At 71.1% G+C, this 22,185-nt stretch carries 18 protein-coding genes; 1 reads left to right on the top strand and 17 read right to left on the bottom strand.

What is annotated here, in order from left to right; all coding sequences use genetic code 11:
• Positions 1 to 70: 70 nt before the first annotated feature.
• Positions 71 to 595, bottom strand: a complete 525-nt coding sequence (locus QQY66_RS43795) for a pyridoxamine 5'-phosphate oxidase family protein (RefSeq protein ID WP_301986014.1) — start codon at positions 593 to 595, stop codon at positions 71 to 73.
• A 249-nt stretch (positions 596 to 844) separates the two neighbouring features.
• Here QQY66_RS43795 and QQY66_RS43790 point away from each other — a divergent pair, with 249 nt between their 5' ends.
• The gene (locus QQY66_RS43790) at positions 845 to 1,528 is read left to right on the top strand and encodes a phosphatase PAP2 family protein (protein ID WP_301986012.1); all 684 of its coding nucleotides are present in this window, start codon (positions 845 to 847) and stop codon (positions 1,526 to 1,528) included.
• Between the two features lie 12 nt (positions 1,529 to 1,540).
• On the opposite strand, the gene QQY66_RS43785 is transcribed toward QQY66_RS43790, so the two are convergent.
• From QQY66_RS43785 to asnB, 16 genes are all read right to left on the bottom strand, one after another.
• On the bottom strand, positions 1,541 to 2,866 hold the full coding sequence (locus tag QQY66_RS43785) for a glutamate-1-semialdehyde 2,1-aminomutase (RefSeq protein WP_301986011.1): 1,326 nt from the start codon (positions 2,864 to 2,866) through the stop codon (positions 1,541 to 1,543).
• Between the two features lie 7 nt (positions 2,867 to 2,873).
• Entirely contained in the window at positions 2,874 to 3,425 is a 552-nt protein-coding gene (gene rfbC / locus QQY66_RS43780; RefSeq protein WP_301986009.1) for a dTDP-4-dehydrorhamnose 3,5-epimerase, read from the bottom strand.
• Positions 3,422 to 4,624, bottom strand: coding sequence for a polysaccharide pyruvyl transferase family protein (locus tag QQY66_RS43775; RefSeq protein WP_301986008.1), 1,203 nt, complete (start codon positions 4,622 to 4,624; stop codon positions 3,422 to 3,424). Before QQY66_RS43775 ends, rfbC begins: the two co-directional genes overlap by 4 nt.
• Positions 4,621 to 5,568 carry a glycosyltransferase family 2 protein gene (locus tag QQY66_RS43770; protein WP_301986007.1) on the bottom strand — a complete coding sequence of 316 codons (948 nt, stop codon included), beginning with the start codon at positions 5,566 to 5,568 and terminating at the stop codon, positions 4,621 to 4,623. The genes QQY66_RS43775 and QQY66_RS43770 overlap by 4 nt, the downstream gene beginning before the upstream one ends.
• Positions 5,565 to 6,863, bottom strand: coding sequence for a hypothetical protein (locus tag QQY66_RS43765; protein ID WP_301987696.1), 1,299 nt, complete (start codon positions 6,861 to 6,863; stop codon positions 5,565 to 5,567). The genes QQY66_RS43770 and QQY66_RS43765 overlap by 4 nt, the downstream gene beginning before the upstream one ends.
• 5 nt (positions 6,864 to 6,868) lie before the next feature.
• The gene (locus QQY66_RS43760) at positions 6,869 to 8,152 is read right to left on the bottom strand and encodes a DUF4910 domain-containing protein (protein WP_301986006.1); all 1,284 of its coding nucleotides are present in this window, start codon (positions 8,150 to 8,152) and stop codon (positions 6,869 to 6,871) included.
• Positions 8,140 to 9,165, bottom strand: coding sequence for an NAD(P)-dependent oxidoreductase (locus QQY66_RS43755; RefSeq protein ID WP_301986005.1), 1,026 nt, complete (start codon positions 9,163 to 9,165; stop codon positions 8,140 to 8,142). The genes QQY66_RS43760 and QQY66_RS43755 overlap by 13 nt, the downstream gene beginning before the upstream one ends.
• A gap of 3 nt (positions 9,166 to 9,168) precedes the next feature.
• Positions 9,169 to 9,816, bottom strand: coding sequence for a PIG-L deacetylase family protein (locus QQY66_RS43750; protein WP_301986004.1), 648 nt, complete (start codon positions 9,814 to 9,816; stop codon positions 9,169 to 9,171).
• Positions 9,813 to 10,607: a sugar phosphate nucleotidyltransferase gene (locus QQY66_RS43745; RefSeq protein WP_301986003.1), complete on the bottom strand. Its 795-nt coding sequence runs from the start codon at positions 10,605 to 10,607 to the stop codon at positions 9,813 to 9,815. The genes QQY66_RS43750 and QQY66_RS43745 overlap by 4 nt, the downstream gene beginning before the upstream one ends.
• Entirely contained in the window at positions 10,604 to 11,848 is a 1,245-nt protein-coding gene (locus QQY66_RS43740; protein WP_301986002.1) for a class I SAM-dependent methyltransferase, read from the bottom strand. Before QQY66_RS43740 ends, QQY66_RS43745 begins: the two co-directional genes overlap by 4 nt.
• Positions 11,845 to 13,053: a glycosyltransferase gene (locus QQY66_RS43735; RefSeq protein ID WP_301986001.1), complete on the bottom strand. Its 1,209-nt coding sequence runs from the start codon at positions 13,051 to 13,053 to the stop codon at positions 11,845 to 11,847. Before QQY66_RS43735 ends, QQY66_RS43740 begins: the two co-directional genes overlap by 4 nt.
• Before the next feature lie 2 nt (positions 13,054 to 13,055).
• On the bottom strand, positions 13,056 to 14,312 hold the full coding sequence (locus QQY66_RS43730) for an O-antigen ligase (RefSeq protein WP_301986000.1): 1,257 nt from the start codon (positions 14,310 to 14,312) through the stop codon (positions 13,056 to 13,058).
• Between the two features lies 1 nt (position 14,313).
• On the bottom strand, positions 14,314 to 15,846 hold the full coding sequence (locus tag QQY66_RS43725; protein WP_301985999.1) for a right-handed parallel beta-helix repeat-containing protein: 1,533 nt from the start codon (positions 15,844 to 15,846) through the stop codon (positions 14,314 to 14,316).
• Positions 15,847 to 16,025: 179 nt separating this feature from the next.
• Positions 16,026 to 18,029, bottom strand: a complete 2,004-nt coding sequence (locus QQY66_RS43720) for an alginate lyase family protein (RefSeq protein WP_301985998.1) — start codon at positions 18,027 to 18,029, stop codon at positions 16,026 to 16,028.
• A complete protein-coding gene (locus QQY66_RS43715; RefSeq protein WP_301985997.1) occupies positions 18,026 to 20,221 on the bottom strand; it encodes a bi-domain-containing oxidoreductase in 2,196 nt (731 codons plus the stop codon). The genes QQY66_RS43720 and QQY66_RS43715 overlap by 4 nt, the downstream gene beginning before the upstream one ends.
• 29 nt (positions 20,222 to 20,250) lie before the next feature.
• Positions 20,251 to 22,185: an asparagine synthase (glutamine-hydrolyzing) gene (asnB, locus tag QQY66_RS43710; protein ID WP_301985996.1), complete on the bottom strand. Its 1,935-nt coding sequence runs from the start codon at positions 22,183 to 22,185 to the stop codon at positions 20,251 to 20,253.

The raw sequence follows: 22,185 nt of genomic DNA, 5'->3' as shown, positions 1-22,185 counted from the left end.
TCGCACGGCCTCCGGAAAAGTAGCCGTGGTCGCCGTCGTCCACCAACAGGTTTTTGCATGTTGTCGGTGGTCACCCCTCGGACCGCGCGCTGTTGCCACTCTGCTGCTGACGTTCCGCACGCTGCTGGATGAGTTCCTCGACGGCGCTGGGCAAGGTCGTCTCGAAGTCGATCAGCTTCGCCCACGTCGGCGTCATCACGATGCGGACCATGCCGTCGTAGAGCGAGCGGACCTCGGCCTCCCACTCGACCCGTTGCTCGGCCGTCATCTTGTACGAGCCGTTCATCTCGAGGTACTCCTCGGGAATGCCGTCGACGTCGTCGAGTTCAACGGTGCCGCGGACGAGCAGGATCTTGGGCGGGTGCACCTCGGTGTCGATCGTGATGGCGACGGCCGGGTTGTGACGGAGCGAAGCCAGCTTCGGGGCGTTCTTCGACGTGCACATCACGACCTCCTTGCCGTTCCAGGCGAAGGCGATCGGGATGTTCCGCGGTGTCCCGTCCTTGGCCACGTAGGCCAGGCGGCAGAGGTCACGAGCCAGCATCTCCTGGCTCAGCGGGCGATTGAGGATCTCGGTGACCTGGTCGTTCGTCATGGTGGGCCTCCTGAGGTCGTGCGACCACGGTGGTCGCTTCTGCCCCTGGGACGGAGCCGTCACGCCGTTCTCGACATCCTCGGCAGCCAGCTGAAACTGAGATGGCCGTATGTCTCCGTGGACGTTGGTTAGGGTTGCACACGCCGGGGGCGTCCGCGGGCGGTTGTGGTCGCTGGAGGGTGGGTCGGACACGACGGGGGGCTGGCGTTGGATCGCCTGGCAGGAGCGGATGCTGGACGCGGTGGGCGCGTGACCGGTCCGGCGCCGGCGGTGCTGCCCCCGTCGTTGCGAGCGTGGCTCGGACTGGTCGCGGCCCTCGCCGCGCTGGTGGTCGTCGTGGTCGGGGGCTTGTACGCCGGCGATGGCGAGCCCGGCAGGGTGGACAGGTGGATCATCCAGCCGACGGCGGACACTGTGCGGCCGCCGTGGCGGCACGCCGCTCTGGCCACGGACTTCCTGGGGGAACCCGCCGGAGCGGCGATGCTGGTCGTGGCCGCCGTGACGGGGTGCCTGCTGCTTCGGCGTCCTCGTGCGGCGGTGCTCGTCGTGGTCGGCGTCGGTATGACCGTGGGGACGGCGAGGCTGCTCAAGCACCTGGTGGGACGTACCATCCACGGCGACGGCAACCTGTCCTACCCGAGCGGGCACACCGCCTTCCTCACCGGGCTCGCCCTCGTGGTCGCGCTGCTCGCGACCGGTCGGCCCGGCCTCGGCAGAACGGCCGGCACGTCACTCGTGCTCGGCGCGGCGCTGGTGGCCGGCGCCGCCATGGGCTGGGCGCAGGTCGCGCTGGGCGCGCACTACCCGACCGACGTCCTCGGCGGCTGGTGCACCGCGCTGGCGGTGGTACCGGCGACCGCGTGGCTGGTCGACCGGATCGCCGACCGGCAGGGCGACCGGATGGCCGACGCCGGTCGGCGGGCGCGTCGCTGACGGCACGTCACGTCACGCCAGGCGGCGGAACACGGGCTTCACCGGCCGCCCGCCCAGCCAGGGCGTGGGGTCGGCGGCGTCAAGTGCCTTCCGGTACACGGCACATGCCTGGGCCACCACCTCCACGGTGCGGTCGATGTCGGCGTCGCTGAGCGCGCTGCTCACCACGAACGACGGGGCCAGTACCCCGCCCGCGAGGAGTTGGCGCAGGAACAGGGTGCGGTACTGCTGCGACGGCTGCCGGCTTTCGTCGAGGGTGGCGAAGACCAGGTTGCTGGCCCGGCCCCGGACGACGACGTGATCGCCGACGCCCATGCTCGCCGCAACGTCCCGGACACCGGCGGCCAACCGCTCGCCGAGGGCGTGCAGCCGCGCGGTGATGCCCTCCTCGACGTAGGTGGTCTGCACGGCCATCGCGGCGGCCAGGGAGTGTGTTTCCGCACCGTGCGTGGTGGACAGCAGGAACACCCGGTCGCCGGGGTGACGCAGCCCGCCCCGCTCCATCAGCTCGCGGCGCCCGGCCAGCGCGGAGACGGCGAACCCGTTGCCCAGCGCCTTGCCGAACGTGGAGAGGTCGGGGACGACGCCGTACAGGCCCTGGGCGCCCGCCTCGGACCAGCGGAGGCCGGTGATCATCTCATCGAAGATCAGTACGCAGCCGTGCCGGTCGGCCAGCTCGCGCAGCCCGGCGAGGTAGCCGGGCGGCGGCTCGATGTGGCCGGCGGGTTCGAGGATCAGGCAGGCGACCTCGTCCTGGTACCGGGTGAGCAGTTCCTCCGTGGCGGCCAGGTCCCCGTACGGGAACGCCACGGTGAGCTCGGTGGTCGCCGCCGGAATACCGGCCGACATCGGCGTGGTGCCGATGAACCAGTCGTCGACCGAGAAGAACGGGTGGTCGCCGCAGATGGCCACCCGTGGGCGCCCGGTGACGGCGCGGGCGAGGCGCACCGCGGCGGTGGTGACGTCGGAACCGTTCTTCGCGAACTTCACCATCTCGGCGGTCGGCACCGTGGCCAGGAAGCGTTCCGCGGCCTCGACCTCCACGATGGACGGCCTCACGAAGTTGCTGCCGCGGTCGAGCTCCCGCCGCACCGCCTCGATCACGCGTGGGTGGGCGTGGCCGAGGCTGACCGACCGCAGGCCGGAGCCGTACTCGATGTAGCGGTTGCCGTCGATGTCCCACACATGGGCACCGTGGCCGTGGCTGATGACCGGGGCCAGGTTCTCGGGGTACTGGTCGTCGCCCTTGGCGTAGGTGTGCCCGCCCCCGGGGATCATGGCGTGCAGCCGCTCGTTCGCCTGCCGCGACCGGGGCAGCTGGAATTCTTCGGTGTCCACGACGACCTCAACTCTCCCTGTGCTTGAGGACGTCAGCGAGGCTCGGCGCCTCCCGGTCCCGCTGAGACATCAAAGTGACCGGCAGCGGCCAGGGGATGGCGAGCTCCGGGTCGTCATACGCGATCGTCACGTCCTCGGCCGGATCATGCGGGCGGTCGATCCGGTACGAGGTGTCGGCGGTGGCGGTAAGTGCCTGGAAGCCGTGCGCGCAGCCCGCCGGGATGTACAGGGTCGCCTGTGTCTCGCCGGACAGCTCGAAGAAGGCCCGGCCCAGATACGTCGGCGAGTCCGGCCGCAGGTCCACCACGACGTCGAAGATCTGCCCGTACGAGCACCGCACCAGCTTGGCCTCGCCGGCGCCGGAGCGCAGATGCAGGCCGCGCAGCACTCCACGGACCGAGCGGGACACGCTGTCCTGGACGAAGGCGTGCGGGTCGAGGCCCACCGAGCGGATCACGTCGGCGTCGAAGGTGCGGCAGAAGTAGCCGCGTTCGTCGGTGTACGGCGTCGGCTCGAAGAGGAACGCGCCCGCGATCGCCGGGACTTCGGTCACTTTCATGAGGCCTCCTGGCGGGGTCGGTTGTTCGCGGGCAACAGGACCGCCGTCAACTCGTGGAACTGGTCGTCGAGTTGGCGGGTCGCTGCCAGGTTCCGTTCGGTCAGGGTCTGTCGCAGCTCCTCCGATCGCTTCTCCATTTCCCGGAACTGTTCGAGCAGCCGGTCGGCATCGACCTCTCGGGCCGGGTGGCAGTAGGCGGCGAGGCCCATCCGGTCCATGAGTGCGTCGCTCTTCGCCGCGTAGCTGAGCGCGAGAGTGGGGGCCCCGACCTTCAGCGCGCAGATCAGGTTGTGATAGCGGGTCGCCACCACTGTGTCGGCGGCCGCCATCTCTTTCATCAGGTCGGCGAGTGAGGCGACTTCGGGTGCGGTGACCAGGGGGGAGTCCACCGCGTCGAGGATCGCGGCCACGACCGGCGAGTCGCAGGCATCGCCGGTGAGCAGCCGTACCTGCCTGCCGTCCTCGACCAGTTCGCGGACGAACCGTGTCGTCCCGTCCAGGTAGCGCCGGTGAATCTCCTCGGCCCGGGCGCGGTCGTCGTTGCTGCCGTGGAAGTCCATGACGCCCAAGCAGACCGAGCCCGACGGTGCGCTCCCGCGCGGTGTCGGCAGCGCGAAGGCGAGGTCCGGGTAGACCTTGTCCCGCGCGGTGTTCACGCCCATCGCCCGCAGCGCGTCACGGGACAGGTCGTCGCGGTACGAGCGATACGCGGCGAGCCTGGCCGACCAGCGGACCAGGGCCCGCGTCGGGCGGTTGTGAATCTCGTCCGCGCCGACACCGACCAGCGCGACCCGGGTGCGAAGCAGCCGGCCACTCGCGCAGAGCAGGAACAGCGAGTACGGGAAGCCCCACGGCCGCAGTGGCAGCGTGGCCTCCAGGACGCCCATGCCCGGCACGATCACCACGTCGTGCCGGCGCACCCAGGCAGCGGTGCGGACGACGTCGACGAGCTTTCCCAGGCCCTTCGCCGCGATCGATCCCGCACGTGACGCGGTCCGGTACTCCCCGCGGTACCAGTGCAGCCGCGTCGCGGGGATCCCGTACCGGGCCGCGACGACCTCGGGTCCGCCGCACAGCGCGTCCACGACCGCCTCCGGGTGCTCGGCGCGCAGATACCCGAGCACGGCCTCCAGCGACCCGTCGTTGCCGAGGTTGCCGGAGCCGAGCAGGCCGAACACCCCCACCCGCACCGGGGTCATACCTGCCTCCCCTCACGGCCGGCGACGAGGGCGTCGACGGAGACCGTGAGCTTGGCCGCGTCGACCGGGGCGCGGTCCTCGACCCGCTCACCGGAGCCCGGCCGGACCCTGCTGGTCATCCATGCGCCCAGGTGGCGGTAGCACGCGCGCCGGTCGGCCGGGGACAACGGCGCCCGCCGGATCGCCGAGGCGAAGCCCCAGACGTACTCGGCGAGCAGCCGGGGCGTCGGGTGCAGCGGGCCTGCCCGGCGCGGGTCCAGGTTGACGCACCGGGAGCGCTTGGACGGGTTCGCCCGCTCGGCGCGGGTGGGGTGGTCGCGGCGGAAGTACAGCAGTTCCGGTACCTGGTGGAAGGGCCCGTGCAGGGTGATCTCGGCGACGAACGTGCGGTCCGCGTGGTGGTAGCTGTCGTGCGGCTTCACCCGGCGCAGCACGTCGGCCCGCATCACCCCGTAGAAGTCGTCGCCACCGGGCTCGAACAGCAGGCTGCGGAAGCGCTCCGGCGCGTGCGGCGAGTCGGTGGCGAGCCCGTACTCGTACGGGACCTTCACCTGGCCGTCGCCGTCGATGACCGCCTGGCCGGAGTGCGCGAGGATCATGTCCGGCCGCTCGTCCAGCGCCGATACGCAGCGCCGTAGCAGATCGCGGGCGTAAAGGTCGTCGTGCGAAGCCCACTTGAACAGCTCACCGCGGCACTCGGTGAACACGTAGTTGTGGTTCGGTGCGGCACCGACGTTCCGGGGCAGGCGGAGGTACCGGATGCGCGAGTCCTGCCCGGCGTACTTGCGGCAGATGTCCTCGGTCCCGTCGGTCGAGGCGTTGTCGGAGATGACCAGCTCGAAGTCCTCGTAGGTCTGGCCGAGCAGGGCGTCGAGCGACTCGGCCAGGTACTCCTCGCCGTTGTACACGGGCAGGCCGATGCTCAGCCGGGGGTGGTGGGTCATGACGTCCTCACTTCGAGAATCGTGTTCTGGTGGTGCTCGCGCAGGGCGGACCGCAGCTGCAGCCACCACACGGCCGAGGCGCAGGCGGTCGCGGCGGCGACGCCCCAGGCCGAGCCGACCGTGCCGCCCACGGCCGCCCCGCCGAGCCCGCCGCCGACATAGCAGGCGGAGGCGAACAGTTGGGCGCGCAGGCTGCGCCGGGCCGCGGCGAGGGCGCGGAGCCCGGCCGCCGCGCCGGTGCCGAGGCCGGCGCCCGCGACGCCGAGCGTGGCCGGCACGATGAGCTCAGAGGCGGAGTGCCAGACGCCGCCGAGCACCAGCTCGCCGACTCTGTCCGGCACCAGCAGCAGCGCCGCGCCCCAGAGCAGCGCGGCGGCGGCCTGCCCGGCGCCGAGCAGGAGGCAGAACTTGGCCAGCCGGTGCGGGGCCCGCCGCAGCACCCGTGCCGCCTCCGCGACGGTCACTAGCGAAAGACCCATCAGCACCGCGAGGAACGGGCCGAGCAGCAGCTCGGCGCCCCGGACCGCACCCACCGCGCCGACTCCGACGATCGCGCCGAGCCCGTACGCCCGCAGCTGGGACGCGCCGCTGACGCCGACGTTCTCGACGAGGTACCGGGAGCCGAGGTCACGATGGTCGCGAAGCCACTCGCGCGCTCCGGTCATCCGGGGCCGGATCCCGGACTGGAAGCAGCCGTACACCGAGGCCACCGCGGCGGACGCGCCCCAGGCGAGCACGAAAGCGGCCACGCTGCCCACGCGGGCCGCCACCACCATGGCCGGGACGAGCGCGACGCCCCACACGAGGTCGTTGACGAACGCCTTCCGCCCGGCGCCGGCGGCGAAGAACGAGTACCGCCAGGCGTCCTGCAGCAGCAGCCCCGGCAGTACGACGCCGAGGCAGGCGAACGCGGGCCCCACACGCCCGCCGAGAGCAAGGCCGGCCAGCACACACGCCGCGCCCAGGGCGGCACCGACGCCGAGCGCGGCACCCGACGACCGGACCACCGCCCCCCGCCAGGGCGCGTCCGGCACGCCGCTGAAGCGCACCACGAGCGGGTCGGTGGCAAGGCCCCGGGAGACGTTGAGTACGACGCCGTAGGTCACCCATACCAGGCTGAACACGCCGAACGCGGTCACCCCCAGCGAGCGCGCCACGTAGATCCCCACCGCGAGGTTGGTCATGCTGGAGGCCGCCTGGTCGGCCAGTCCCCAGGACAGCCGGCCGACAAGGGCCCGCCGGGCGGATCCGGCCGGTCGCGCCGTCGTCTGCGGGTTCTCCCCCTCGGTGGTCATCGGCGTCATGCCTTGATCAGCCCGGCGCCGTGCAGGGCGTCGGCCGCGGCAACGACGGTGTCGAACGGCAGCCCGGACCGCTCGGCGACGTCCAGCAGACTGTGCTCGCCATCGGACAGGTTGAGCACCCAGAGCATGGCCATCTGAGCCTGCTTGGTGTCGCTGCGACCGCCGAGCGCGTCGTACAGGCCCCTCCGGCCCAACTGCGGTTCACCGTAGGGACTGAGGTTGAGGTACCGCCGGTTGCGGTCGAGGACAGCGAACGCCTCGCGGCAGACGGCGAGCGTGTCCGCCATCGCCTCCGGGGAGACGAAGTCCAGGTTGTCCGCCGACGTGTGGTACTCGGGATAGCCCGCGTACGGGGTACGGCTGAGCGAGCCCACGCCGAGATCGAACCCGGGCGAGCAGAACTGCCGCTCGTCGTAGCCGTACGGAGTGAACTCGGTGACGCGGTGCGGGCGTTCGGAGGCGGCCAGCACGTGCCCCATGACCCGGTCGATCTCCGCGTCGCCGCGTCTGCTCTGCTTGTACGTCAGGTGGCCCGAGTCGCCGGCGCAGGCCAGGACCAGGCCGTGCTTGACCCGCTCCACCCGCTCCACGTTGCGGGCCAGCCAGGTGATCGCCCCGATGGTGCCGGGCGCGAAGATGAACCGGTAGGTGTAGTACGGCGTCTGCTCCGCCAGCGTCCGGGCCAGGAACGTCGCCACCGCGATGCCGGCCAGGTTGTCGTTGGCCAGCGACGGGTGGCAGACGTGGCAGGAGACGATCACCTCGTCGGGGACCTGCCCGGGGACCACGTGCTCGGCGTAGGTGAGGTGTCCGTCGGCGAGGGTTGAGTCGATGCGCACTTCGTAGTCGCCGTCCGGCATCGCGTCCAACGTCTCCTGGGCCAGGCAGAAACCCCATTCCGGCTTGTAGTAACTGGTGCGGTACGGCACCCAGTTCGGGTGCTCCGGCAGGGTGTGCAGGTGTTCCCGCAGTTCGGCCAGCGGCATGGTCGCCGACACCGGCACGCTGTAGCCGAGCACGTGCAGGCTGGACGCGGCGAAGTCGACGACGCGGTGGCCGGTGGTGTCGGCGATGTACGCGTCGCGGATGTTCCACTCCTGCGGCACGGTCCAGTCGAGCACCTGCGTGCCGGTCGGCACCTCGTGCCTCTGGAGCGGGATGTACTCCCCCACGATGTCCAAGGTGGCGCGCACACCGTCGCCGGTGATGCTCCGGCACAGCGGGTACATCCGCTCCACCAGCGCGTACATCTCCTCGCCGATCTCGGTCACGGGCGCCACCGCAGGGTGTCGTCGACGGCGCCGGACTCGGACGCCGCGCGCAGCACGGCGAGGCGGGTGAAGCGTTGCTCGAAGCCTTCGCGGGTCAGGCCGAACTTCCGGTAGGCATCGGCGAGTTCGAGCGCGCCCTGCTTCACCGTCCACTCGCAGTCGAAGCCGGGAATCGCGGCGCGGAACCGGGAGAAGTCCACCCGGTACGACCGCGGATCGGCACCGTTCTCCCCGGTGATCACCACCTTCGCACCGGACACCGCCTCGGCGACCTGCGCGGCGATCTCCGCGACCGTGACGTTGTTGATCTCGCTGCCGATGTTGAACGCCCGGTCGTGCACCGCTTCGCGCGGCGCGGTCAGCGCGGTCGCGAAGGCCCGTGCGATGTCGGCGGCGTGCACCAGCGGGCGCCAGGGGGTGCCGTCGGAGAGCACCAGCACCTCGCCGGACAGGAGCGCGTGGCCCACCAGGTTGTTCAGCACGATGTCGGCGCGCAGCCGGGGCGAATAGCCGAACGCGGTGGCGTTGCGCATGAACACCGGGGTGAAGTCGCCGTCGGCCAGCGCGTGCAGGTCGTCCTCCACCCGCACCTTGGACTCCGCGTACGGCGTCACCGGGCGCAGCGGGGCGTCCTCGCCCACCAGGTCGTCACCGCCGGCGGCGCCGTAGACCGAGCAGGTCGACGCGTACAGGAAGCGCCGCACTCCGGCGTCGCGGGCCAGCCGGGCGAGCCGTACGGACGCGTGGTGGTTGATGTCGTAGGTGAGTTCCGGTGCCAGCGAACCGAGCGGGTCGTTGGAGAGCGCGGCCAGGTGGATCACGGCGTCCACGCCGGCCACGTGTTCCGCCGTGACGTCACGCAGGTCCACCCGGTGCCCCTGCGGGTCGGCCGGCGTCGGGCCGAGGACGCAGTCGGCGAACAGGCCGGCGTCGAGGCCGACGACCTCGTGTCCGGCGGCGGCAAGGACCGGGGCCATGACGGTGCCCAGGTAGCCCTGGTGTCCGGTGAGCAGTACGCGCAAGGTTCAATCCCCCAGGTTGAGAACGAGTTTGGTGACGGCGAACGCCTCGGCGTAGCGCTCATGGCATTCGATGCCGCGGATCCGGGCCAGGCCGAGGAAGGCCTCGCGGTCGTACCAGGGCCGGTGGCGCTGCGAGGGGTAGTGCTCCTGCAGCAGCCGCACCTTCTGTTGGGCGAGCTCCGGCGACAGCGGCTGGTAGGCGGCCGGCCGGCCGAGATCGCCGTCCCACTTGACGATCTCGTAGCCGAGGACGAGGTGGTCGCGGAACGCGGTCGGTATCAGCTGCGCGAGACCGCGGTGGTCCTGGTGCGCGTCATCGGTACGCGGGGCGAGGACCAGATCCGGGTCGGTCCGCTCGCGCAGCTCCTCGACCGCGGACTTGGCCTCCTCCCAGTGCGCGGGAAGCCGGCCGTCCGGCAGCTTGTCCACGGTCAGCCGCAGGTCGGCGCCCGGGCAGAAGGCGGCGAGCGCGGCCCGCTCCTCCTGCTCCCGCTCGCTGCCACCGCCGGAGAGCACCAGCGCGTCGACACGGATCCCCGGCCGCGCGCGGCACAGCGTCAGCAGCGTGCCGCCCGCCCCGATGGCGATGTCGTCGCAGTGCGCGCCCACCGCGACGATCCGGTCCAGCGGCCCGGCACCGAGCCGGATCACGCCTTCACCCCGGCGCTGTCCTGCTCCCACACGGCCCAGGGGCGGTCGCCCCGGGCGTAGGCGGCATCGAGCGCGGCCCGCTCCTTCACGGTGTCGGTCGGCTTCCAGAAGCCGCGGTGCTGGTGTGCCACCAACCGGCCGCGCTTGGCGAGTTGGGCGCATCCGTCGGCGACCAGGTCCCCGTTCTCCGGTATGTGGTCGAAGACCTCCTGGCGGAGCACGAAGTAGCCGCCGTTCTCCCACAGCGGCAGTTCGCTCACCGCGGTGATGCCCCCCACCAGGCCGTCCTCGCCCAGCTCCACGCAGTGGAACGACGACTGCGGCGGCACCACCGTCATCGACGCACCGGCGTCGCGCCGGGCGAAGTTCTCGATCATCTCCGGCAGTGGGGCGTCGGTGAGCACGTCGGCGTAGTTGGCGAGGAACATCTCGTCGCCGTCCAGGTGGTGCCGCACCCGGCGCAGCCGCTCCCCGATCGGTGACTCGATGCCGGTCTGCGCGAACGTGATCGTCCAGGAGGCGATGTCGGTGGACAGCAGCTCGGTCCGCCCGCCTCTCAGCACGAAGTCGTTGGACACCGTCTCCTCGTAGTTGAGGAAGAAGTCCTTGATGTGGTGGGCCCCGTACCCGAGGCAGAGGATGAACTCCGTGTGCCCGAAGTGCGCGTAGTAGCGCATGACGTGCCAGATCAGCGGTCGCGGGCCGACCATCGCCATCGGCTTGGGGACGTCGTCGGAGGTCCCGTTGCGCATGCGCATCCCGTAACCGCCGCAGAACAGAACGACCTTCATGACTTGACCTCGACAATGCTCAGTTCCGGAATGGGAAAGACAAGCCGACCGCCCCAGTCGTGCACGAAGGACAGCTGCTCGGCCAACTCGGTCCGCAGGTTCCACGGCAGGACGAGGACGTAGTCCGGTTTGTCGGCGGCTATCTGCTCGGGCGGCAGGATCGGGATGCGGGTGCCCGGGGTGAACCTGCCGTGCTTGTAGGGGTTGCGGTCGACCGTGTACGGGAGCAGGTCGGGGCGGATACCGCAGTGGTTGAGCAGGGTGTTGCCCTTGCCCGGGGCGCCGTAGCCGACGACCGTCTCGCCGCGCTCGGCCGCCTCGATGAGGAACTTGAGGAGGTCCCGGCGCACCTTGGCCACCCGGGCGGAGAACTCGGTGTACCCGGACAGCTCCTGCAGCCCGGCGGCCTTCTCCCGGGCCAGTACGTCGGCCACCCGCCGCGTCGGCTCGCCCGCCACCTCGGCCGGCCGGGCCCACAGCCGGATCGAACCACCGTGCGTGGGCAGCAACTCGACGTCCACAAGCGCGAGTCCGCCGCTCGCCAGGGCCCGGGTCGCGGACGCGACCGTGTAGTACTGGAAGTGCTCGTGGTAGATCGTGTCGTACTGGTTCTCCTCGATCAGGGTCAGCAGGTGCTGCACCTCGATGGAGACCCAGCCGTCGTCGGCGACCAGGGCGCGCAGCCCCTGGGTGAAACCGACGACGTCGGGGATGTGCGCGTACACGTTGTTGGCCACGACCAGGTCCGCCGGGCCGTGCTCTTCGCGGACGGCTGCTCCGGTGGCCGGGTCCAGGAACTCCGTGAGCGTGGGCACACCCGCGTCCCGCGCCGACGCGCCGACGTTCACCGACGGCTCGATGCCCAGGCAGCGGATCCCGCGGTCCACCACGTGCCTCAGCAGGTACCCGTCGTTGCTCGCGACCTCGACCACGAAGGCATCGGAGCCGTCGGAGTCGAGAGCGAGGCGCTGTACGGCGTCGGCGACGAACGTGCGCGCGTGCTCCACCCAGGAGGTCGAGTACGAGGAGAAGTACGCGTACTCCTTGAACGTCTCCTCCGGCGTGATCAGCGGCGGGATCTGCGCCAGCCAGCAGTCGGTGCAGACCCGCAGGTGCAGCGGGTACGCCGGCTCCGGCTGATCCAGTTGGTCCGCGGCGAGAAAGCTCTCACACGGTGGCGTCGCCCCGAGATCGACGACGCTCGCCATGGCTTCCGAGCCGCAGAGTCGGCATCGTGTCATCTACTGTCCCCCATTGATTTCGTCCGCCCCACGATCGCGGTGCGGTACTCCTCCACCAGGCGCTTCAGCCCGACGGCCGGGCTGAAGCCCCGCTCGTAACGGCGCCGGGCCGCCTCGCCCATCTCCCGGCCCAGGGCCGGCTCGGCCGCGATCCGGCGTATGCAGGACGCGAGCGAGGCCGACTCGCCCGGCCGGTGCAGCAGTCCGGTCACCCCGTCCTCGACGAGTTCGACGAAGGCGCCGTGACCGGCGGCGACGACCGGGACCCCCGCCGCCATCGCCTCCACGACCACCAGGCCGAACGCCTCCAGCCAGGTCGAGGGAGCCACCACGGCGACCGACCGCGCGACGGCCTTCCGGCACTCCGCCGGGTCCAACAGGCCGACGTAGCGGACGTCGTCCCGGCCCGCCGCCCAGGCGGTCACCTCTCGCTCCAGTGGCCCCGTGCCGGCGATCACGAGCGGTACGCCCAGACCGCCGCTCGCCGCGATCTCGTCCCACGCGGACATGAGCAGCCGTACGCCCTTGGCCTCCGCGAGCCGGCCGAGGAAGAGCAGATGCTCGCCCTCGCCTGATCGGCGGTCGTCCGGGTCGGGCACGAAGTTGTGCTTCACCACCAGCCGCTCGGCCGGCATGCCGGCCCGCACCAGGACGTCGCGCTGTGCCGCGGAGATGCAGAAGAACCGCTCCACGCCGGACCACCACCGCCGCCGGTTGACCGACAGGCTGACCGCGAGCGGCACCGTCGCAAGGCGGGAGCTGCGGTAGCAGCCGTGCCGGACTGCGGGCAGCGGCGTCGACCCGACACACTCGGTGCACGGCAGGCCGTCCCGCTGCAGCGTGCCGGGCGGGCAGATCTGGGTGTAGTTGTGCAGCGTGGCGACGGCGGGCACCCCGGCGTCGGCGCAGGCGGCCAGCACGGCGGGCGACAGAAGCGGGAAGACGTTGTGGACGTGGACCACGTCCGGCCGGTCGGTGCGCAGCCGGGCGGCGAGTTCCGCGCGGACCCCCGGGTTCCACGGTACGAGCAGCGGCACCGCGACCTTGCCGAGCAGAGACCGGGCGGCGATGTCGTCGCTGCGCCGCTCGAACACCTCGACCCGGTGGCCGGCCGCGCGCAGCAGCTCCACCTCCTGGTCGACGACCTTGTTCTCCCCGCTCGGCTGCGCCGAGGCGTAGCGGTTGTGCACCACGAGGACGTACATGCTCAGATCACCTCCGATCTACGGGCCCAGCGCGGGATGTGTCGTCGCGGGACTTCGGGCATCGCGACAGGAGCGGTCACGGCCGGTGCCGCCAACAGCGAGGCGGCCAGGGCCAGATGCAGCAGATACGGCGAGGCGTCGCCAAGGCCGGCCTCGGTGTACGACGCGATCGCGCAGTAGCTGATCAGGAAGATCGCGCAGGCCCTCTCCAGCGACGGTGGCCGCAGCAACGCGACGCCGCCCAGGACGATGATGATCGCCGCCACCAGGGCGACGCCGATCAGACCCTGTTCCTGGTAAACGGCCAGCCAGCTGTTGTCGATCGGCAGCCCGCCGAACGACTTGTCGCCCAGGCCCATGCCGAACACCTTCTCCGCGGTCGTCCGGGGCGCTGCCAGCAGGGCCTCCCAGACCTTGGCCCGACCGGTGAGGTTGGAGAAGTTCTCCTGGCTCTGTCCGCGCAGGAACCACGCCTGGAGCGCGGAGCTGAACCCCACCGCGGCCACCGTGGCGCACAGCACCGTCCAGGTGAAGAACCGGCGGGCGGCGGCGCTGGTCAGGATGAGCGAGCCGATCGCCAGCGCAAGGCCGATGAACAGGCCGAGCGTGGCCGTCCGGGTGTGGGTCAACGCGAGCAGGACGAGTGACGGCACGATGACCACCGCCGCGCCGGCCCGGTCGGTTCTGCGGCCCAGTACGAGCAGCACGGTGAGCCCGATGATCACCGCGGCGTACTGTCCGATCTGCGGCGGGGTGAGCGGCCACAACGCGCCGACGAGGCGCCCGCCGTAGAGGTCGGGCAGGGCCGCGCCCGGTGAGATGGCCAGGCCGGCGGCCACCGATCCGAGCACCGCGAAGTACATCCGGATGTGGTGCCTGACGAACGTCAGGCCGCCGTCCCACCAGCGGCTGAGCAGCCACAGCGTGCCGACGAAGAGGGCCAGCCGGGCGCAGCGGAACAGCGCGCCGAACCCGGACTCCAGGTACACGCTGGAGATCACGCTCGGCACCAGCAGCAGGGTGAGCAGGAGCACATAGGCGCTGGCCCGGATGCGCAGCCGGCGATTGAGCGCGAGCGCCAGCGCGAACGCGGCGACCAGCGCGCCCATGGTGACCATCTGGATGAGGGAGCGGGGCAGCGGGACGATGGTCTTCGCCCCGGCGGAGCCGAGCGTGTTGAGGACCAGCAGCCCCCAGACGATTCCGACGGCCTTCGGTGTGCCGGCGGGGCGCGGTTCCGCGCCGTACTGCGTGCCCATCTCAACCACCGGCCCGTGGGTCGAGGGTGCTGCCCGCGTCCTGCCGGTGGCGCTCGCCCTGCCACTCCCCGAAGTCGATCACCCGGCTCGTGTCCTGGGCGACGAACTTCCACGGTCCGAGGTAGACGTTGTCGTGCCAGCGGTTGTCCTGCTTGTGGGTGATCGCCTCGGCCACCTTCTCGCCCTGGTACGGCGACCAGTCCGGGTAGGTGCCGTAGTTGGCGAGGACCGCCATGCGGTCGCACTTCTCCGTGCACTTGACGACGGACTTGTCCAGCACGAAGCGGTTGTCGTGGATGTCCACCCGCTGGGTCTTCCACCGGCAGTCGGCGTAGAGCGGCGCCTTCGCGATCGCCGGCCGGGCGCAGCGGTCGGTGTCCTTCACCAGCAGGGTGCAGTCACCGGACGAGGTGTTGGCCGGGCTGTTGCAGAACCGGTCGGCGTTCTCCCACAGGGTGATCCCGGACCAGTTGTTCTCCAGTACGTTCCGATAGACCTCGATCTTGTCCGTACGGGCTCGGACCCGTGGCTCGCCGCCGGACTCCGACACGTAGACGGTCGCGAACGGGAAGCTGTCGCCCGCTGTGGCTTCCCTGCGGCCCTCGACCCAGTTGTTCCGCCGGATCGTGTTCTTCCGGATGACCGCGTTGTAGCTGGTCTCATAGATCAGCGCGGCGCCGTCGTTGGCCTCGATCACGTTGTTCTCGATGCGGAAGTCGTTGTTGTTGGTGTCCGCCCACAGCCCTGTGCCGCGGTTGTCGTGCACCCAATTGCCGCGTACGTCGGCGCCGTTGACGGCCCAGAACTTGATGCCTCCCGTGCAGCCGCAGCCCTCCCGCCGCCGCTCCCAGTCGCCGGTGTTGTTGCCCACGATCTCGTTGCCCTCGATCACCAGGCCGGTGATACGGCCTCCGCCCTTGTACGCGTTCATGCCGTACTGACCGTTGTCGCGCAGACAACTGGCGCGGACCTGCTGGCGGGCACCGGCCATCAGCCCGGCTCCGGAGTTGTTCTGGATCGTCGCGTGCTCGATCACCCACCCGTCGGCCGAGTCATGGTTGACCACGCCCTCGTTGTGCGGCGCGACGAAACCCTGCACGGTCAGGTGGCGGATGGTGACGTCGCGGGCACTGCCGCCGAACGCGTACTGGTTCTTCTTTCCGCCGTCGAGCACCGCGCCCGGCGCACCGAGGTAGCGGTTCCCCTTCTTGGGGATGACCTGGGCATAGCGGTCCGGGTCGAGCCTGTGCCTGCCCGGGCGGAGCCAGAACGTGGTGTTCACGGGGTTGCTCTTGGTCTTCGCCGCCAGGTCACCGACCACGGCGGGGTCGACCGTGACCGCGCCCGCCGGAGCCTTCGCCGGCCCGGCCGCGGGATTGGCGCACACCTGGGCCACGGGCGTGGACGACGGCTCAGCGGAAGGCTTTGCCCCGGCGTCCGACGTGCTGTCGCTGTCGCAGCCGGTCGCCGCCAGCAGGGCGAGCGCCAGCGGTGCCGCCGCCAACCCCCAGTGCCGCCGCCTCTTGATCCCCACGCGTCCTCCCCTAAGCAGCCTGGGCGAAGTCCGCTGCGGTTCGGCAGCGCCCCAAAGGGGCGCGGGGCTGTATCCAAATATGCGGCTCCGCCGCGATGGGGGTCCCCCCGGGTTCGAGCGAAGCCGAGAACTTGAGGGAGCGACCAGCCACGACGGCGCCGCAGACGATCGACGGCCCATCACCGCACTTCCCGCGGAGTGCTTAGGGGGCCGCGGAACCTGAGCACGGTGGTGAAGCCCTCCGCGCCGTCGGCGAAGCCGGTGCCGAGCAGCGTGGTGGTGGGTTCCTTGCGCCCGAATCCGGCGGAGTACCAGCCCAGCGGCGGGTCGCTCTCGCCGCGATGCGCCCGCCAGTTCAGCCGGCCGGGCAGGTCGAGCACCGCGGAGCGGGCCTCGCCGTCCCGGGTCCAGGTGAGCTGTGCCTGGTTCCCCACCAGGTCCGCGGCGATCGCCGGGCCGAGGTGGAAGGCCAGGTGCACGGCCCGGCGATCGCCGTGTTGGCCGCGGACCTCGTCGACCACCCTCAACTCCTGGCTCTCAGCCGTCAGTTCCACCCGGCGGCGGTGCACGGAGCGCTGGTAACCGTCATGCTCGGCACACCAGCGGGCCACGCCTGTGTCGGATGGGTCCGCGACCAGGACGCGGCTCTTGGCATGCCGGGTCCACAGGAACGGGCCCCCGGAGACGGACTGGTCGGCGCCGTCCAGCTGCAGGGTGTTGTGGCCGAGGGTCGACCGGAAGTACTGCCGCCACTCGGGCTGCCCGTGGTAACAGAACGTCCCCGGGTCGGCGAGCACGTCGACCCCGTCGTGCCGGACCTCCACGGACAACGCGTCCGCGTGGGCGTGCGCGGCGATGGACAGGAAGCCGTGCGGACCACCGTCGCAGCGGCACCAGATCTCTTCCGGACCGCGCAGGATGGTGAGCCCCGCGTCGGCGAAGTGGGCCGGTCGGCTTGCCGGGCGGGTCACGGCCGGTGCCGTTCCCCTTTTCGCGTACGGCCGGATGAGCGCGGCCAGCAGCGGGGTGCGCACATCGGTGCCGGTCACCGCCGGCCACCAGTCGAGCCGGCCGAACACGGCGTTGCCGGTGGCCAGCAGCGAGGCCCAGCGGTCGGTGCCCGCGCCGTCCACGATCAGGCCGTGACCGTCGTCCGCGTCCCCCTGGCGCGGTGGCCGTAACCGGTTGTCGACGATGGCCGCGAGCGCGTCGGTCATCCGCAGCAGCACCAGCCGGACGGTCGTGGGGACCGGCACGTCGGCGGCATCCGCCTCAGCCACCGCGGCGAGGCCGAGCTCCAGCACGAGTCCGTGATACTCGGTGGCCAGCTCGCGGTTGAGGCCGGAGCCGAAGGTGTTGCCGCGCAGGTGCCGCTCCAGCGAGCGCAGCGCGCCGGCCCGCCAGCGCGCCGAGGAGGGGAACCAGTCGAAGGCGCAGGACGCGGCGAACTGCCCGGCGGCCTCGGCGATGACGTGGTTGTTCGCCGAGGACCCCCGGCTGGGGAAGGCGGCCAGCCAGCGCTGGTGGTGCCAGATCTGGTTCAGCGCCACCGGGTTGCCCTCGAACAGCCCGGCCGCGCCCGGCCAGCCGTCGAGCAGCCGGCGGATCCACACCCAGGACAGCATCCGGATGCCCAGCTCGATGCCGCTGATCCAGTGCACGCCGCGCAGCGGTGGGTTGGCCACCCACCACGACCGCAGGTGCTCGGCCACGCGCTCGGCGTACCGCTCGTTCCCGGTGATCGCGTAGGCGGCGGCGAGCTGGGTGAGGTACTGGTGCCGGGACAGCTCCCAGATCTGCTTGATGTCCCCTACCGCGTCCTCGTTCCGGTACGGCACGTCGAAGGCGTAGCCCCACGGAGCCCGGCGGCCGGTCTTCGGGTCGCGCCACCAGTCCGGGTCGTCCAAGTCGTCGCGGACGACCCCGAAGTACTCGGCGTGCCCGTACATCAGCCGGTCGGCCTCGGCGATGAGCCGTTTCGCGGCGTCCGGAGGCACTGCGGCGATCGTCCCGGCGGGCAGGACCGCGGTGAACCGGGCGTCGGTCACGCTCGGGCAGGCCGGCAGCGCCGACCGCCACCGGCGCCGGCGCACCGCGTCGCCCGCCCGGCCCGCGACCTCCTGCGGTCCCATCCGGGACAGCCGCCGCAGGTACCAGCCCGGACTCCCCGAGTTCACAGTCATCGCGGCTTCTCCAACGTCACCGGTGCACCGCCGGCCAGGCCGGTCTGTACGGCGAGGGTGGCCGCCGTGGTGGCGACCAGCGACTGAAGCGGCACCGGCATCGGCCCGCCGGTCCGCACGGCCTTGATGAACGAGGCCAGTTCGGCGTTCTGGCCCTTGTCGCGGGCCTTGGGGAGTCGCGAACTGACCCACTTCTTGCGGCCGTACACCGAGGCGCGGACGAAGTCGTCCAGTCGCAGCGCCTTCCCGTCCGCGACGAGGTCGAGGGTTTCCTTGGGGAGGCCGGCCGGGCCGGTGGTGACGTAGCTGATGGTGGCCGTGGACCCGTCCGGGTAGCGCAGTACGACCTGCATGTCCTCGTTGCCGGACGGGGCGACCGCGTACACCGAGACCGGGTCGGCGTCGAGCAGCCAGCTCGCCGTGTCGATGAAGTGCCCGCCCTCGCCGGCGAACCGCGAGCCCTCGCTGCCCTGTTGGAGGTACCAGCTGCCGTGCTGCAGCCGGCCCGCGTTGACCAGGTAGCGGAGGTTCGCCGGACCGGTCCGGGCGCCGAACCGCTTTCTGGCCTCCTGCAGCAGCGGCGCGAACCGGCGGTTGAAGCCCACCTGCAGCCGGTCGTTGCCGGACTCCTCCACCGCCGCGAGTACGTCGGCCAGTTCGTCCTCGGTCAGGGCCAGGGGCTTCTCCACGAACACGGTCTTGCCTGCCAGCAGTGCTCTTCGGGTCAGTTCGGCGTGCGAGCTGTGCCGGGTGACGACGAAGACCGCGTCGATGGACTTGTCGCCGAGTACGGCGTCGAGATCGGTGGTCGCCTCGGCGAAGCCGAACTTCCGTTGCGCGTTGGCCGCGGACAGCGCCGTCGTGGTGACGACGGTCGACAACTCGATGCCCTCGCGCCGTGCCAGGTGCGGCAGCAGCATCGACGTCGCGTAGTTTCCCGCGCCGACGAACGCGAGGCGCACCGGCGACTTGGCGTCCCGGGCCGGACTCCGCTTCACGCTTTTAGTGGACACAGCCACCGCGGGCACGGTCACCGCCGGAGCCGCCGCTTCCTCCGCTTTCCCGTCCTGTCGGGGGTAGCGGAACAGCACGGCCACGGCCTTCAGTTCGCCGTCCTTCAGGCGCTGGTACGTCTCGACGGCGTCATCGAAGTCGGCGACGTGGGAGACCAGGGGTTCCACATCGACGCTGCCGCGGGCGACGAGGTCGAGGAAGCACGCCAGGTTGCGGCGCTCGGTCCAGCGCACATAGCCGATCGGGTAGTCCCGGCCCTCCAGCTCGTACTCCGGGTCGTAGCGACCGGGGCCGTAACTGCGGGAGAACCGGACGTCGAGCTCCTTCTCGTAGTACGCGTTCCACGGCAGGTCCAGACGGCACTTGCCGATGTCGATCACCCGGCCGCGGTCCCGGCTCAACCGGGCCGCCAGTTCGACCGGTTGATTGCTGCCGCCGCCGGCGGCCAGGTACACCTGGTCCACGCCGTGACCATCGGTGAGCTCGGCGACGGAAGCCTCCACGGCCGCGGACGCGGGATCGCCGCAGGCCATCGCGCCCAGGCGCGCGGCGAGCTCGCAGCGCACCGGGTCGGGGTCGACGCCGACAACGCGGACTCCCGAGGCGGCGAGGAGCTGCACCACCAACTGCCCGATCAGCCCGAGGCCGATGACCAGCGCGACCTCGCCCAGCTGTGACTCGCCTTGGCGGACGCCCTGCAACGCGATCGACCCGACGGTCCCGAAGGCCGCGTGCCGCGGCGCGAGGCCGTCCGGCACCGGGGCGTAGAGGTTCTTCGGCACCCAGTTCAGCTCGGCGTGCAGCGCGTGCTCATTGCCGGCGCAGGCCACGAGGTCGCCGACCTTCACATCGTCGATCCCGGCGCCGACCTGCTCGACCACCCCGCACAGCGAGTAGCCCAGCGGCGTGTAGGAGTCCAGCTTGCCCATCACCTTGCGGTAGGTGGCGGGCACCCCGTTGGTGGCCACGCTCTGCATGACCTTGGCCACCTGGTCCGGCCGGGAGCGGGCCTTGCCCAGCATCGACATACCGGCCTCGGACACCTTCATGAGCTCGGTCCCGGTGGAGATCAGCGAGTAGGCGCTGCGGACCAGCACACCGCCCGGCTTGCACCCCGGCACCGGAACGTCGAGCACCGCCAGCTCGCCGCTCTTGTAGTTCTGCACAACCTGTTTCACCCGAAGTCCCCTTGTTTCTACGCCGTCTTCTACGCCGTCGAGCGAGTGCTCTGGCCGGACCCGGACGTCGCGTCGCGATACCAGTACTCGAGCGTCAGCACATGCCACAGATGCTTGGAGAAGTCCCGCTGCCCGGCGGCGTCCTCGGCGACCATCCGCGCCAGCGCGTCGCGGCGCAGGAACCCGGAATTGACCAGCAGGCCGTCGTTGACCACCTCGCGCACCAGCGGTGCCAGATCCCGGCTCATCCAGGCGCGCAGCGGGGCGCTGAACAGGCCCTTGGGCCGGTAGACGATCTCCCGGGGCAGGACCGAGGTGGCCGCCTCCTTGAGCACGGCCTTGCCCTGCCGTCCGACGATCTTGCGATCGCCGGGCACGGCGAACGCCGCCTTGACCACCTCGACATCCACGTACGGCACCCGTACCTCGGTCGACGCGGCCATGCTCGACCTGTCCGTGTACGCGAGGTTCAGACCTGGCAGGAACATCCGGGCGTCGGTCAGGCACATGCGGTTGACGAAGTCGTCGAGGTCGTTGTCCTGGTAGGTGTCCGCATGTTCGGTCAGCACGTCGTCGACCGTCCCGGCCAGGTCCGGGTCGAGCAGGCCCAGCAGCTCGTTCTGGTCGTACATGGTGTAGCTGCGCCGGAACGCGGTCTCCTCCGGCAGATCGGCGAAGGAGAGGAACCGCTTCGCGAAGCGCACCGACCGGTACCCGCGGCGGGACGTGGCGACCGGCAGCCGGTCCACGGCCCTGGACAGTCCGCGGCGCAAGGGCCGCGGGACGCGCTGGTAGCGCAGCGCGAGCAGGTTGGCCAGGTGCTTGCGGTACCCGGCGAACAGCTCGTCGGCGCCCATCCCCGAGAGCATCACCTTGACCCCGGCCTCCCGGGCGGCCGAGCAGATCAGGAACGTGTTGATCGCGGCGGGGTCGCCGATCGGCTCGTCCAGGTGGTACGTCATCTGCGGCAGCAGGTCGAGCACGTTCGGGGCGATCTCGATCTCGTGCAGATCGACGCCGAACTGCTCGGCCACCTGCCGGGCGTAGCGCAGGTCGTCCGGCATGGCCTCGAACTTGGCGTCCTCGGCGCGGAACCCGATCGTGTAGGCGGAGATCCCGGGTTGGTGGCGGGCGGCCAGCGCGGTCAGGTAGCTGGAGTCGAGGCCGCCGGAGAGGAAGGTCGCCACGGGTACGTCGGAGAGCAGGTGCCGCCGGGTCGACTCCTCGACGATGGCGGCCAAGTCCGGCCGCTCGCCGCTGCGGGCCCGCTCCTGGCCCTCGGCGGCGACGTCCCTCAGGTTCCAGTACCGGCCGCGCTCCACCCGGCCGTCGGGCCGGCACCTGAGCCAGCTTCCCGGCGGCAGCTTCTCCGCCTCGCGGAACGCGCACCGTGAGTCCGGCACCCAGTAGTAGAGCAGCGAGGCCACCAGCGCCGCATGGTCCACCTCCAGCGACCCGCCGGTCACGGCCGCGAGCGCCTTGAGCTCGGAGGCGAACACCAGACCCGCGCCGCGCCGGAGCAGGAACAGCGGCTTGACGCCCAGCTGGTCGCGGGCCAGCACCAGTTCACCGGTGCGCTCGTCGAAGATCCCGAACGCGAACATGCCGCGCAGCCGGGGCAGACAGTCCGTGCCCCAGCGCCGCCACGCCTCGAGGAGCACCTCGGTGTCGGAGGTACCGCGGAAGCGCACCCCGGCGGCTGCCAGCTCGGCACGCAGCTCGGGCGCGTTGTACAGCTCGCCGTTGTAGGTCAGGGCGAGGCCGTCCGAGACCATCGGCTGGGCGCCGGTCTCGGACAGGTCGATGATGGCGAGGCGGCGGTGCCCCAGCTGCACTTCGCTGTCACCGACGGGGTGGCCGTACCGGCCCGCCCCGTCCGGACCGCGGTGGGTGAGGGTCTCGGTGAGCCGGTCGGTCACGACCTTCCCGTCCGGCCATCGGTAAGTACCTGCGATGCCACACAT

Origin of the sequence: Streptomyces sp. DG2A-72, from assembly GCF_030499575.1 — a bacterium.
Taxonomy (GTDB): domain Bacteria; phylum Actinomycetota; class Actinomycetes; order Streptomycetales; family Streptomycetaceae; genus Streptomyces.
The sequence above is the reverse complement of the archived record's forward strand: the minus strand, read 5'-3'. Positions and strand labels throughout refer to the sequence as shown.

Coding starts and splice junctions, on each gene's coding strand:
- rfbC (WP_301986009.1), bottom strand. CDS start 3,425: ATGAAAGTGACCGAAGTCCCGGCGATCGCGGGCGCGTTCCTCTTCGAG.
- QQY66_RS43765 (WP_301987696.1), bottom strand. CDS start 6,863: ATGACCACCGAGGGGGAGAACCCGCAGACGACGGCGCGACCGGCCGGA.
- QQY66_RS43740 (WP_301986002.1), bottom strand. CDS start 11,848: ATGACACGATGCCGACTCTGCGGCTCGGAAGCCATGGCGAGCGTCGTC.
- QQY66_RS43730 (WP_301986000.1), bottom strand. CDS start 14,312: ATGGGCACGCAGTACGGCGCGGAACCGCGCCCCGCCGGCACACCGAAG.
- QQY66_RS43770 (WP_301986007.1), bottom strand. CDS start 5,568: ATGACCCACCACCCCCGGCTGAGCATCGGCCTGCCCGTGTACAACGGC.
- asnB (WP_301985996.1), bottom strand. CDS start 22,185: ATGTGTGGCATCGCAGGTACTTACCGATGGCCGGACGGGAAGGTCGTG.
- QQY66_RS43720 (WP_301985998.1), bottom strand. CDS start 18,029: ATGACTGTGAACTCGGGGAGTCCGGGCTGGTACCTGCGGCGGCTGTCC.
- QQY66_RS43795 (WP_301986014.1), bottom strand. CDS start 595: ATGACGAACGACCAGGTCACCGAGATCCTCAATCGCCCGCTGAGCCAG.
- QQY66_RS43775 (WP_301986008.1), bottom strand. CDS start 4,624: ATGACCCCGGTGCGGGTGGGGGTGTTCGGCCTGCTCGGCTCCGGCAAC.
- QQY66_RS43745 (WP_301986003.1), bottom strand. CDS start 10,607: ATGAAGGTCGTTCTGTTCTGCGGCGGTTACGGGATGCGCATGCGCAAC.
- QQY66_RS43735 (WP_301986001.1), bottom strand. CDS start 13,053: ATGTACGTCCTCGTGGTGCACAACCGCTACGCCTCGGCGCAGCCGAGC.